12 protein-coding genes are annotated in these 12464 nt (G+C 70.9%); 8 read left to right on the forward strand and 4 right to left on the reverse strand.

Annotation, left to right across the window (positions count from 1 at the left end; translation table 11 throughout):
* Positions 1–96: 96 nt before the first annotated feature.
* Positions 97–948 (reverse strand): aldo/keto reductase, encoded by an 852-nt coding sequence (locus tag ACQP1P_RS15745; RefSeq protein ID WP_433087394.1) that lies wholly within the window; start codon positions 946–948, stop codon positions 97–99.
* Positions 949–1054: 106 nt separating this feature from the next.
* On the opposite strand from ACQP1P_RS15745, the gene ACQP1P_RS15750 reads away from it, so the two are divergent.
* Both ACQP1P_RS15750 and ACQP1P_RS15755 read left to right on the forward strand, forming a co-directional pair.
* Positions 1055–2479 (forward strand): NAD-dependent succinate-semialdehyde dehydrogenase, encoded by a 1425-nt coding sequence (locus ACQP1P_RS15750; protein WP_433087396.1) that lies wholly within the window; start codon positions 1055–1057, stop codon positions 2477–2479.
* Between the two features lie 343 nt (positions 2480–2822).
* Positions 2823–3584, forward strand: a complete 762-nt coding sequence (locus ACQP1P_RS15755) for a DUF2267 domain-containing protein (protein ID WP_433087398.1) — start codon at positions 2823–2825, stop codon at positions 3582–3584.
* Between the two features lie 54 nt (positions 3585–3638).
* Here ACQP1P_RS15755 and ACQP1P_RS15760 read toward each other — a convergent pair whose 3' ends face one another.
* A complete protein-coding gene (locus ACQP1P_RS15760; RefSeq protein ID WP_433087400.1) occupies positions 3639–5315 on the reverse strand; it encodes an FAD-dependent oxidoreductase in 1677 nt (558 codons plus the stop codon).
* A 254-nt stretch (positions 5316–5569) separates the two neighbouring features.
* Between ACQP1P_RS15760 and ACQP1P_RS15765 the strand changes: the two genes are divergently transcribed.
* A complete protein-coding gene (locus tag ACQP1P_RS15765) occupies positions 5570–7180 on the forward strand; it encodes a methyl-accepting chemotaxis protein (protein WP_433087402.1) in 1611 nt (536 codons plus the stop codon).
* 158 nt (positions 7181–7338) lie between these two features.
* Here the strand turns inward: ACQP1P_RS15765 and ACQP1P_RS15770 are convergent, their stop codons facing one another.
* Complete coding sequence (locus ACQP1P_RS15770) at positions 7339–8001, reverse strand: hypothetical protein (RefSeq protein WP_433087404.1); 663 nt, start codon at positions 7999–8001, stop codon at positions 7339–7341.
* Between the two features lie 122 nt (positions 8002–8123).
* Here ACQP1P_RS15770 and ACQP1P_RS15775 point away from each other — a divergent pair, with 122 nt between their 5' ends.
* Positions 8124–8570, forward strand: coding sequence for an Hsp20/alpha crystallin family protein (locus ACQP1P_RS15775; RefSeq protein WP_433087406.1), 447 nt, complete (start codon positions 8124–8126; stop codon positions 8568–8570).
* A 63-nt stretch (positions 8571–8633) separates the two neighbouring features.
* The gene (locus ACQP1P_RS15780) at positions 8634–8930 is read left to right on the forward strand and encodes a hypothetical protein (RefSeq protein ID WP_433087408.1); all 297 of its coding nucleotides are present in this window, start codon (positions 8634–8636) and stop codon (positions 8928–8930) included.
* A gap of 252 nt (positions 8931–9182) precedes the next feature.
* Here the strand turns inward: ACQP1P_RS15780 and ACQP1P_RS15785 are convergent, their stop codons facing one another.
* Positions 9183–9827: a TetR/AcrR family transcriptional regulator gene (locus ACQP1P_RS15785; RefSeq protein ID WP_433087410.1), complete on the reverse strand. Its 645-nt coding sequence runs from the start codon at positions 9825–9827 to the stop codon at positions 9183–9185.
* Between ACQP1P_RS15785 and ACQP1P_RS15790 the strand changes: the two genes are divergently transcribed.
* The 3 genes from ACQP1P_RS15790 to ACQP1P_RS15800 all read left to right on the forward strand — a co-directional run bounded on the left by ACQP1P_RS15790 (position 9826) and on the right by ACQP1P_RS15800 (position 12376).
* Positions 9826–10752: a glucose 1-dehydrogenase gene (locus ACQP1P_RS15790; protein ID WP_433087412.1), complete on the forward strand. Its 927-nt coding sequence runs from the start codon at positions 9826–9828 to the stop codon at positions 10750–10752. The two genes, ACQP1P_RS15785 and ACQP1P_RS15790, sit on opposite strands and share 2 nt — an antisense overlap.
* The gene (locus tag ACQP1P_RS15795) at positions 10749–11225 is read left to right on the forward strand and encodes a nitroreductase/quinone reductase family protein (protein WP_433087414.1); all 477 of its coding nucleotides are present in this window, start codon (positions 10749–10751) and stop codon (positions 11223–11225) included. Before ACQP1P_RS15790 ends, ACQP1P_RS15795 begins: the two co-directional genes overlap by 4 nt.
* 437 nt (positions 11226–11662) lie before the next feature.
* On the forward strand, positions 11663–12376 hold the full coding sequence (locus ACQP1P_RS15800; RefSeq protein WP_433087416.1) for a cysteine hydrolase family protein: 714 nt from the start codon (positions 11663–11665) through the stop codon (positions 12374–12376).
* The last annotated feature ends 88 nt before the right edge of the window (positions 12377–12464 follow it).

The raw sequence follows: 12464 nt of genomic DNA on the forward strand, positions 1-12464 counted from the left end.
GCTCATGCACGATGTGCGCCCACGTCGGGTCCCCGCCACGGCGACATGTTCCGCCTGGCCACGGCGGCCCGACCCGAGCCGGCGGGGGGATCGAGGTCAGAGCGCCTCGAGCGGCGCGGGGCCGTCCGGCGGCGGGAACGCGCGGTCGAGGTCGGCGAAGTCCTCGGCGGTGAGTCGCAGGTCCAGCGCGGCATGGTTCTCCTCGGTGTGCTCCGGGTGGGCGGCCTTCGGGATCGTGGTGGTCCCGTCCTGGCGGATCACCCAGGCCAGTGCTACCTGCGCCGAGGTGACACCGTGCCGCTCGGCGACGTCGATGACCGTCGGGTGGCGCAGGACGGAACCCCGGTGGTCGAACGGCGCGTAGGCCATGACGGTCAGCCCGAACCGCTGGCACGCCGGCAGCAGATCCCACTCGATGCCGCGGCGGGCCAGGTTGTACAGCACCTGGTTGGTCTGCACGGAGTGCCCGTCGGGCACCGCGGTGGCCTCTCGCAGGCCGGTGGTGTCGAAGTTGCTGAGCCCCCAGAACCGGATCTTGCCTTGCTGCTGCAGGAGTGTGAATGCCTCGACGGTCTCGGCGACGGGCACCGGGCCGGGCCAGTGCAGCAGGTACAGGTCGATGTGATCGGTCCGCAGCCGGTGCAGGCTGCGCTCGCAGGCCTCCATCGCGCCCGCCCGGTCGGCGTGCTCCGGCAGCACCTTCGTCACCAGGAACACCTCGTCGCGGCGGCCGGACACCGCGTCCCCGACGAGGCGTTCGGCGGCACCGTCGCCGTACATCTCGGCGGTGTCGACGAGGGTCATCCCCAGGTCGAGGCCCAGCCGCAGCGCGATGAGCTCCTCGTCGCGGCGCATCGGGTCCTCACCGAGGCCCCACGTCCCCTGCCCCAGCACGGGAATCCTCTCACCGGCCGGCAGTTCCACCATCGGCATGCCCAACGTCTTCATCGCAGCGCACTACCTCTGCCCGGGGTGAGCAAACCCCCCTTGGTTCAGGCGGTGCTCGCGGGGTAGCAGTCCCGGTCCCCCAACCGTTGCGCGGAAGGAGTAACCCATGTCTACGTCCGCCGCCGTCCGGCACAGCCCGATCGCCACCGTCAATCCCTACAACAACCAGCTCGTCCGTGAGTTCCCGCCGATGAGCCGGGAGGCCGTCGACAACGCAGCGCAGAACGCGTACCACGCGTTCCAGTCCTGGCGCCGGGTCGGCGTCGACGAACGGGCCACGCTGGTCGGCCGGGCCGCGCGGCTGCTGCGCGAGCGCGGCGAGGAGCTGGCCCAGCTGGTGACACTGGAGATGGGCAAGCTCATCGAGCACAGCCGCGCCGAGATGGACCTGTCCGCGAGGATCCTGCAGTACTGCGCCGAAGAAGGGCCCGGCCTGCTCGCCGACGAGCCGCTGGAGCTCGACGGCGGATCGGCCGCCGTCGTCAACGATCCCCTGGGCGTGATCGTGGGCGCCCAGCCATGGAACTTTCCGGTGTACCAGGTGGTGCGGTTCGCCGGACCCAATCTGCTGCTGGGCAACACGATCCTGCTCAAGCACGCGAGCAACACCCCGCAAACGGCGCTCGGCATGGAACGGCTGTTCACCGACGCGGGGATACCACAGGGGGTGTACACCACCCTGCTGATCACCGGCTCCGAGGTCGACCGCGTCGTGGAGCTCGACGTCGTGCGCGGCGCGTCGCTGACCGGCAGCGAGCGCGGCGGCGCCAGCGTCGGGGCCGCCGCCGGGCGCAGCATGAAGAAGAGCGTCCTGGAACTCGGCGGCAGCGATCCGTTCATCGTCCTCGACGGCGACAACCTCGAGCACACCGTCGATGCGGCCATGGCGGGGCGCATGCACAACATGGGGCAGAGCTGTGTGAGCGCGAAGCGGATGATCGTGCTGGCAGGTGCGTTCGACCGGTTCGTGACCGCGCTTGCCCGGCGTATGCGCGCGTTGCAGCCTGGCGATCCCGCCGACGAGGCCACCACGCTGGCGCCGCTGTCCTCGGAGCGCGCCGCCGAGAAGCTGTCGGATCAGGTCCTCGATGCCCTCGACAAGGGCGCCACCGCAGTCGTCGGCGGCGGGCGGGTCGATCGCCCCGGCGCTTTCCTGCAGCCCACGATCCTCATCGGCGTCACCCCGGCGATGCGTGCCTACCACGAGGAACTGTTCGGCCCGGTAGCCGTTGTCCATCAGGTGCACAGCGACGACGAGGCGGTCGCGCTCGCCAACGACTCGCCCTACGGCCTCGGCGGTGCCGTGTTCGGCACCGATCTGGCGCGGGCCCGGTCGGTCGCACGCCGGGTCGACAGTGGGATGGTGTGGATCAACCACCCGACGTCGTCCGAGCCGAACCTGCCCTTCGGCGGCATCAAGCTGTCGGGGTACGGACGTGAGCTGTCCTCGATGGGCTTCAAGGAGTTCGCCAACCGGAAGCTGGTCGTGACGATGCCCGCGGACACGCCCATCACCGACGCGCTCGGCTGACCGCAGCCGGCGGAAGTTCATCCGGACCAGGGGAAACACGTTCCCGTGCGGCGGCCCATGATCGGAGGCGATCAAGCCGGCGAGACCCTCTCCCGGGAGGCCGGCTGCTGCGTGCTCAGGAAGGGAATCGATCCACCATGACGCTTGCACCGTTCACCTCCGGACGGCGTCGCGGCGCTCAGCTGGCCGGCCTACCGGCCTACCGGCGGGACCCGCGCCTGGAGCTGGATGACATCACCAGCCGGTTCGGGCAGTTGACGCAGACGGTCCTCGGCGATCCTGCCGCGCCGGCACCGGCCGCGTGGTCGCCGCTGGCGCCGCCGCCGGCAGGACGGTGACACGGATGGCAGTGCAATACGAAGAGCTCCTTCGCCCGGTCCAGCAGAGCCTCGGCGACGAGGAGACCGCGCTGCGGGCGGTCCGCGCCACCCTCGAGACGCTGGCTGAGCGGATCGGCAAGGACGAGGCGCTGCACCTGGTCCCCGCCCTGCCGCCGGAGGTGGCGCCGTGGCTGTTCACCACCGGGCCGGCCCAACGGTTCGATTCCGCCGACTTCGTGAGCCGGGTGGCCCACCGGGAGGACGCGCCGGTCGAGGCGGCGCAGCGGCATACGACGGTGGTGATGACAGCGCTGGGCCAAGCGCTGGACGACGAGACCTACCGGCACCTCACGGCACGGCTACCCCGCACGTACGCGCCCCTGCTGCCGAAGGGGGAATTCGCCGGCGGCGTCCCGGCGGACAGCTTCGTGCGCAAGGTTGCGGAGCGCGCCGGGGTCGACCCGGGGCAGGCGCAGCGCGTGGCGGAGGTCGTCCTGGAGACCTTGGCCCGGCGGATCGGCGGCGAGGCCGAGGACCTGATGACGTTCCTACCGGTCCAGCTGCATCCGGCGCTGCGGCGGGGCCAGGAGGCACCCGATCCGGACCTCGCTCCGGAGGAGTTCGTCGCCGAGGTTACCCAGCGCACCGGGTATCCCCGGGACCGCGTGATCCGGTACATCCGGGCCGTGCTGTCGACGGTGCGGGACGTCGTCGACGACGAGGAGTTTTTCGACGTGCAGGTACAACTGCCCGGCCGGTACCGCGAGCTGTTGCGGGAGCCATGAACGAACGCACACCGGTCTCACCGGCGGAGGATGGGGAGTAGCGCCGCCCCGGCCCTATCTGAGGAGGGTGGCTGCGGTGTCGTCGGCGACGCGGCCGGCGTTTTGGAGGTACTTCCACACCAGCTGCACTGCGGTGGCGCCTTCGCCCACGGCCGAGGTGACTCGCTTGATCGACCCCCGGCGCACGTCGCCGGCGGCGAACACGCCGGGCAGGTTGGTCTGCAGCAGCGGCCGTCGCTGCGAGTCAGGCTCGTCGCCGTCCGGGCCGGTGAGGATGAAGCCTTCCTCGTCGGTGGCGACCTGGCCGGTCAGCCAATCGGTGCACGGCCGCGCGCCGATGAAGACGAACAGCGCACGGGCGGGAATCTCGCGGCGCTGCCCGGCGCGCGTGTCCTCGACCACGAGGCGTTCGAGCGTGTCGCGGCCCAGCAGTTCGCGTACCTCGGTGCGCAGGTGGGTCTCAACGGCCGGCGTCGTCTCGATCCGATCGACCAGGTAGCGGGACATGGTCTCGCCGAGGTCGCCGCAGCGGGCCAGCAGGTGCACGACGCGCGCGTATCTCGACAGGAAGAGCGCGGCCTGGCCCGCCGAGTTGCCACCGCCCACGACCGCCACCGGGGCGTCGCGGCAGAACAGTGCCTCTGACAGGGTCGCCGCGTAGTACACGCTGGTCGCTTCGAACTCTTCGAACCGGGGTACGGCGAGCTTGCGGTACCGGGCGCCCGTCGCGATCAGGACGGTCCGGGCTGTGACCTCACCGCCGTTGTCGAGCTTGATGACGTAGTTGCCACCCCGCTCCTGCAGCCCGCACGCTCGGCTCGGCACAGTGAACGTGGCTCCGAACTTCTCCGCCTGCACGACCGCCCGCTCGGCCAGGTCCCCGCCGGAGATTCCGGCAGGGAAGCCGGGATAGTTCTCGATCTGTGACGATCGGCCGGCCTGACCGCCGGTGGCGAACTCGTCGAGGGCCACCGTCTCCAGCCCCTCCGAGGCGCCGTAGACAGCGGCGGCGAGGCCTGCCGGGCCCGCCCCGACGATGGCGAGGTCGCACACCGTGACGCCAGGCCGGGGTGCGGGCAGCCCCACTGCCTGTGCCAGCTCCGCGTTGCTCGGGTTGCGCAACACCTGCCCGGCCGGGCAGATCACCACCGGAGTCTGTTCCGGTCGCACGTGCAGTTCGCGCAGAAGCGTTTCGGCGTCCCGATCCTTCTCCAGGTCGACCCACTGGTAGGGAAGGCGGTTGCGAGCGGCGAACTCGCGCAGCCGCCGGTTGGCGGGCGAGAAGCAGGATCCGATGATCCGAAGCCCGGCACCACGGCCGATGAGCAGGGAGCGGCGGCTCAGGTACGCCTTCACGATCAGGTCACCCAGGGTGGAATCCCGCGCGACAACGGCCTTGAGGCGGTCGACCGGCACCCTGAGGACCTCGCCCGGCTCGCGCACCTGCGATGTGAAGAAGGCGGCCTGGCCGGTGATCAGGCTCAGCTCTCCCAGGAACCGCTTGGGGCCGTGCACGCTGATGATACGTTCGTCGCCGCCGAACCCGTCGACATTGGCCACCTTGCCGGCGAGCACCACGAAGAAGTCGTAGTTCTCCTCGCCCTCCCGGATGAGTACCTCGGCGGGCTGTGTGCGGTAGCGCCGGCCTTCGGCGGCGAGGGCCTGGATCTGGGCGTCCTCCAAGCGCGGGTAGGCCCCGTAGCGGTCCGGCGTCTCGACGAGCTCGCTCACCGTCCACCCCCTCAGATCCACCCCCTCTGTACGGACACGCCCTACCCGAAGCGTCCCCGGCTAACCCCTCCTCGTTCCCCCGGCTGATGCTGGCCGGACCGGGTGTTGCCCGACCATCGGGGTGCCGTCGGGTCGTGGCGGCACCGTCCGCGTCGCGCGGCTCCGTCCGTCTTCCTGCCACCGTGCGCGAAAAGCTCAAACCCGTGGGCCGGAGTGTCGATACGGCAGTTGGAGTCCGAGTGCGGGGGTGGCGTATGCGGTGGAGCATCGGCGGACGGCTGGCGACCTTGGGGGCCCTTGGCGTCCTGGCGACGCTGGCGGTGGGCGGCATCGGGTTCGTGCAGGCCGGTCGGGCCGCGGACCGGTCGGCGACGGCCCTGGCGGTGGCCGAGACCCGGGCGACCGTGCTCGACGCGCAGCATGCGGTCGCCGTCGTCTACGCCGACGCCAACATCCTCGCCCACGCCGGCGACCGGGCCGGTCGGCAACCCGTCCTCGACGAGCTGCGCGAACACGCCGACGAGCTGCGCGATCGTGCCACCGAGCTTCGCGCGGCGCAGGTGGACGCCGCGACGCATCAGCAGCTGGCGACGGCGTTCTTGCCGGCGATCGACCAGGTGCTGGCCAGCACGAGGTCGATCACCGAGGCGGGCGGGACTGTCGACGCTGTTGCGTTGGAGCGGGTCGACGCCCAATGGGCGACGTTCGACAAGGCCAGCGACGCGCTCGGCGAGGTCATCGACGCGGCGGCAGCCCGGGAGAGCACGGCCGCGCAGCACCGCTCGGCGCAGACGCGGATCAGTATCCTGCTGATCGCGGTGCTGGCCGTGCTCACCGTCGCGACGGCCACGACGGTCGTGGCGCGGGTGATCGGCGGGTCGGTGGCGCGGACGAAGCGGATGCTGCAGAGGGTCGCCGACGGCGACTTCACGGGCCGACTGCCGGTCCGCGGCCGCGACGACCTGGCCGACATGTGCGACGCGGTCAACCGTACGGTCGAGCGGGTCGGCGTGGCCCTGCACCGCATGGTCGGCGAGGCCGAACGCCTGCAGCACGCCTCCGGGCGGCTGACGCAGGTCAGCGACACGCTGACCGGCCGGGCGGCGCAGGCCGCAGCCGACGCGACCGCGGCGCAGCAGCGGGTCGCCGATATCGGGGACGGGACACGATCGGTCGCGGCAGGCAGTGATCGGCTGCAGTCGGCGATCGCCGAGATCACCCGCAGCGCCGTCGAGGCGACCGGCATCGTGGGCGAGGCGGTCACGCACGCCGAGCGGGCCAACGCCACCATTACCGAGCTCGGCGAGTCTTCCGCCCGGATCGGCGAGGTGGCCCGGGTGATCACCGCCATTGCCGAGCAGACCAACCTGCTGGCGCTCAATGCCACGATCGAGGCAGCCCGCGCCGGCGAGCAGGGCAAGGGCTTCGCCGTGGTCGCCGGGGAGGTCAAGGAGCTGGCCAACCAGACCGCGCAGGCCACCGAGGACATCGGCCAGCGCCTCGCCGCCATCCAGCACGACAGCGCCGGCGCCGCCGAGGCCCTCGCCCTGGTCGCGGGCACGATCGAGCGCATTGCCGCGTCCCAGCATGTCATCACCGCCGCGGTCGGGGAGCAGGACGGCATCCGCGACCAGATCCGCGGCGACGCCGCCCGGGCCGGCGACGGCACCGCCGAGGCCGTCACCCGGATCGCCGCCGTTCGGCTGGCGTCCGACGAGACCAGCTCGGCCGCCGCGGAGACCAAGGCCGCCGCCGTCGACCTGGCCGGGATGGCCACCGGGCTGCGCGAGACGGTGAGCGGGTTCCGGTTGCCGGTCGGGCCCCGAACCGGTGAGGCCGTCCACGAGCGCGTGGGTGTCGCCTGACCGTCGAAGCCGCGCCGGTGAATCGGCCGGCTGAGCGCGCCCGCCCGCAGCGTGAGCGCCGCCGCGCACAGGACCGGGCCGGATCGCCGTCACCGTCGTCGAGGTTGCCACCGCCGCTGACCGCAACGGCGACGCCGAGACCTGCCGGCTGGGACCTCTCAGGAAGTCTGCCCTTTGCGGCGGGGGCGCTGGCGGCAGATCTGGTCGGTGCGGTCGGTGATGGTGTCGATCTGGGCGGCAAGGTCGGGGTGGTGGGGGAGGTGTTGCTGGGTCGCGGCGAGGAGTGCGGGCAGGGCCGTTGCGTCGGTGTCGCCGAGGGCTTGATGGAGTTGCGAGAGGTCGCTGGTGGCGGCGTCGCCGAGGTCGGTCAGGGCGGTGATCTGGCCGGCGAGCCGGCGTAGGTCCGCGGTGTTGTCGTTGGCCCACTGGGCGACGGCGCGTTGTGCGGCGCGCCGGTCGCGTTCGGCTTGGACGCGGTCGTCACGGGTGGCCCCCGGCCGGTCGGTGGGGGCTGCGGCGCTGCGCAGGTAGCGCCGCTCGGCGGCCTGGCGGCTGGCCACCCCCAGCGCGGGCGCGAGCGCCTGCCAGGAGACCCCGCTGGCGCGGGCGGCAGCGATCAGGACCGGTTCGAAGCTGGCCAGCTCGGCCTGGGCCCAGCGCAGCAGCACCAGGGCGTCGAGCAGGTCAGCGCTGCTCACGGGCGGGCTGTCGACGGCGGGCCGCGCCGCCGCGTGCGCGGTGGCGGCGACCGTGGCGGCGACCGCGGCGAGATCGTGGTCGGCCGGCGGTGGGCCCGGGTCGGGGGTGGGTGACTCGAGCATGCGCCCCCTTTCCGTCGGCGTCATCGTTCGGATGACGATCTGCTTGTCATCGGACCGATGACATGCTACAAAGACGGTATCGCGCATTGACTGCCAAGTCGAGACCGCAGGAGGTGGGAACCATGTTGATGCGCAGCGAACCCTTCACCGAGGTCAACCGGATCGCCCAGCAGCTGTTCGGCGCCCCCGTGACCGGGACCTGGTCGCGTCCGACGGCGATGCCCGCCGACGCGTACCGCAACGGCGACGAGTTCGTGATCGCGTTCGACCTGCCCGGAGTGGACGCCGACGCGATCGACATCGACGTGGAACGCAACGTGCTGACCGTGCGGGCCGAGCGTCGCCCCATCGACCTGGGTGAGCGGGCCGCGGTGCAGCTGAGCGAACGGCCGCTGGGGGTGTTCTCCAGGCAGCTGTTCCTCGGCGACGCCCTGGACACCGACCGCATCGACGCCGCGTATGACAACGGCGTGCTGGTCCTGCGGATCCCGATTGCGGAGAAGGCCAAGCCCCGCAAGGTCGCCGTGGCCGGGAGACAGCAGACCGAGCAGAAGGTGATCACCGGCTGACCTGGTGGTTCGCCAGGTCGGCTCCCTCCCGAGCAGGACCGGATGTGGCGGGTGGTGACCGGCATGACCAGTGAACCCGTAGCGCAGGCGGGCACCGCGTTGTCCCCGGAGTGGGACCGCGGCTTCGACGAAGCGTTCACCGAACTCATCTGCAGCGACCCCGATCTGGTCCGCGCCGAGTTCGATGCCCTCATCGGCGCCGACTTCGACGAACCGCCCCCGCCCCGGCCCCCGGCGCCACCTGCCCCATCCGCCCAGCCGAGACCCGCCCATGCCCAACCCGACCCATCGCCGACATCCACGGCAAAGGACGGCGGCGCTCGCGGCGCCGCCGGCCCCGACCCACGATCCCCGCCGTGACACGCGCGGGCGAGGGCTGAGCCAGCCCTGATTCCACCTTCCTGCCGCGCCCTGGGGGCCGACACGAGACCGTCGGCCCCCAGGGCCCAGCGACGAGGCGGCAACTCCCGCTCGTGGAACAGGCTCCGGTTTGATGCGGCCTGCCTGGGCGCTGATGAGCTCGCGCAGGCTGTCGCCGCGATCGTCGCCAGGTTTCCCGGCGTTGGGAGAGGCTCGATCGCTGGGCATCAGCGCCTTCGGTGGCGGCGGGACTCAGTCGTTGGTGGATGCCCCTGGTCCGGTCGTGGCGTACCGGGCGGCGATGGTGCGGACGGCCTCGTCGACCACTTGAGCGACGCGTTCGGCGCTCACCTCCCAGCCCGGCACCAGGAGCGTCGGCCAGAAGACGTAGTTCGAGATCATGCCCAGGAACTGGGTGGCTGCGAGCTCCACGTCCTCGATCTGCACCGTTCCCGCCTCGTGCTCAGCCAGCAGGTAGCTGCGCACGGACTCGAAGTAGGGCATCTTCCCGTGCGAGAACTGCGCCTGGGCCAGCTCCGGGAACCGCGGCAGCTCCGCGATGACGATCCGGAACAGGTCGGTCATCTGGGGCCGGCTCAACAGCCCGGCGTAACGGCGACCGATGGCGCTGAGCCCGTCGACGACGTTGCCCGCTGGCGGCGGATCCTCCTCGTCAGCGGTTGACCAGGACTCGGTGACGATGGCATCGAACAGGGCAGCCTTGGTCGGGAACTGCTTGAACAGGGTGGCCCGCGAGACACCCGAGCGCTCGGCGATCCGCGCCAGCGATGTCCGGTCGTAGCCGAACTCGAGGAACATCGCGGTCGCGGCCGTCACGATCAGCGCGCGCTTTTCCTGGGCGACGCGCTGGTGATACGTCGGTACGACCCTGGTCATGGACCGAGCATACGAGGTGAGTGGCTTGACTCGCCACCGCCGCCAACCTAGTGTCAAGGCAATGGTGAGTCACTCGGCTCGCCATCGGCCGGCCGTTCATCGCCGATGTCCCGGTCAGTCGCCCGACGTACCGAAGGAACATCGGATGAACCGCTTCGACAACCAGACCGTGCTCGTCACCGGCGGGACCGGCGGCCAGGGATCGAGCCACGTGCGCGCCTTTCACGCGGAGGGTGCGAACGTGGTGATCGGCGACATCGACACCGAACGCGGCGCCGCGCTCGCCGGCGAGCTCGGCACCCGCGCTCGCTTCACCCGCCTCGACGTCACCGACGAGCGTTCGTGGTCCGCTGCCGTGCTGGCCGCCGAGAGCGCCTTCGGCGCCCTGAACGTGCTCGTCAACAACGCGGGCGTGCAGAACCCGCCGGCGCCGATTGAGCACACGGACCGGGCCACGTGGTCGCGCATCCTCGACATCAACCTCACCGGGACCTTCCTCGGCATCAAGGCCGCCGCCCCCGCGCTGCGCCGCGCAACCGGGGGAGCCATCGTCAACATCGCCTCGACGATGGGCCTGGGCGGTACGGCGCACTACGCGCCGTACGTCGCCAGCAAGTGGGCCGTGCGAGGCCTTACCCGAACGGCGGCGCTCGAGCTCGGCCGGGACCGCATCCGCGTGAACACCATCCACCCCGGCGTGATCGCGACCCCCTTCATCCAGGAACCAGCGGCCGGCGCCACCGCGGCAATCGCCGACTTCTACTCACCCGAGCCGTTCGCCATCCCCCGGCTCGGAGAGCCGACCGACGTCACCCGGCTCCTGCTGTTCCTCACGTCATCGGAGGCGTCGTTCATCACGGGGTCGGAGTACGTCATCGACGGTGGGCTCCTCCTCGGGCCCGCCCTTCCGGCCGAGACCGCATGAGCAGTCCGGACGCGGCCGGATGGAACGACTCGGCCCGCGACGCGTCGTTGTCGCACCTGCCCGATCACATCCGGCGAGCCATCGAGATCACACCCGCCGCAGGCACCAGCGAGCGGATCATCGACATCACGACGCTGGGGCGCCGCACCGGCCGGCCGCGCCGCATCGAGATCTTCTTCTACCGAGCCGCGGGCGCCACCTACCTGTGTAGCGGCGCCGGCGGTGCCGCGACCGACTGGCATGCGAACCTCCTCGCCAATCCCGACTTCACCTTCCACCTCAAGAACGGGATCCGCGCGGATCTGCCCGCACGGGCCACGCCGGTCACCGATCCGGCTGAGCGTCAGGCCGTATTGGCGGAGATCGTCGCGGATCTCAATCAGCCCCACGACCCCGGCACCATCCGGCCGACTCGGATCGAGGACTGGGCCGACAGCCGGCTGATGCGCATCAGCTTCCCCCGCCGGCCGTGATCACGGATCCCTCGACGGATGACCTGCTCCCAGGGGCGGGGGTGTCGTCGCGGCACCGCACCGTCGCCCGGGTCGCCGAAGGTCTCGGCGTCGGCGTCGGATGATCGCGGTCGGCCGGGGTCGGCGGTGGCGGCATCCGCATCGGTGAGGGCCACTGGCGACGGTCTTGGCAACGGCTCGCCGCGAGCGTCGTGGCAACTGCGCGGTCGGTCGGACCCCTCCTTGCTGGCAGCAGTGGGTGTAACGCTGCCGAAGTCAAGACGAAACACCTCTTGACACTGTCGCAGGCTGGATTAGTGTTCAGACCACCTGCTCACCCGATCAGATGGTCCTTGGTCGGGTGGCAGTGGCGATGCCACAGCGTGCGCTCGGGAGCCGGGCGAACGCCATCAACGTGCCGGGCTTCCATGCCCGCGTCAGACGCCAGAGGAGGATCGATGTCTTCGCTCGACTTCACCTACGAGAACATCGACAAGGTCATTGACCGGTCGACCTGGGTGGCCCCGGTCATCGACCCCGAGAAGACGATGCTGCTGGTGCTCGACATGCAGAAGGCGTGTGCTGAGCCCGGCGGCGCCATGTACATCCCGAGCGTCGGCGGCGCCCCGGAGGGCAAGGACGTCGTGCAGCCGGTGGTCAACGTGCTCGAAGCCTGTCGGGCCAAGGGCATCCCGGTCGTCTGGTCCTTGTGGGGCCTGCGCGGTGACGGCAAGGACGCCGGCTTCGCCGACAGGAAGTGGGGCCTCGTGGGCCAGCTCGACGCATTCCCGGGTGCGTGGGGCAACGGAGGCGACGAACTGGTGGACGAGCTCAAGCCGCTCGACGACGAGCCGGTGATCCGCAAGCACCGGTTCTCCTCGTTCTACGGCACGGCGCTGACCGAGTACCTGCGCCGGGCGGGCTGCGACACCCTCGTCGTCGCCGGCCTGTCCACCGGTAACTGCCAGATCTCCACCGCGATCGACGGCAACAACCAGGACTTCAAGATCATTGTCCTGGCCGACACGACCGCGGCCATCCCGGCCTCCATCCCCGGCGGCGCTGAGCAGCCGCTCGGCTACGGCCAGCACTGGGAGGCCCTGCGCAACATCCAGGCCAACCACGGTGATGTGCGCACCAGTATCGAGTTCCTGGAGATGATCGGGGCCTGAGTCCCGTATTTCCCGGGCGGTCGGCGGACGCCTCGCACGCGGCCCGCCGGCCATGCCGCATCCAGCACCACCGGACAATCCATCAGTA

The sequence above is a fragment of the Dactylosporangium sp. CA-052675 genome (genome assembly GCF_050947935.1).
Classification (GTDB): domain Bacteria; phylum Actinomycetota; class Actinomycetes; order Mycobacteriales; family Micromonosporaceae; genus Dactylosporangium.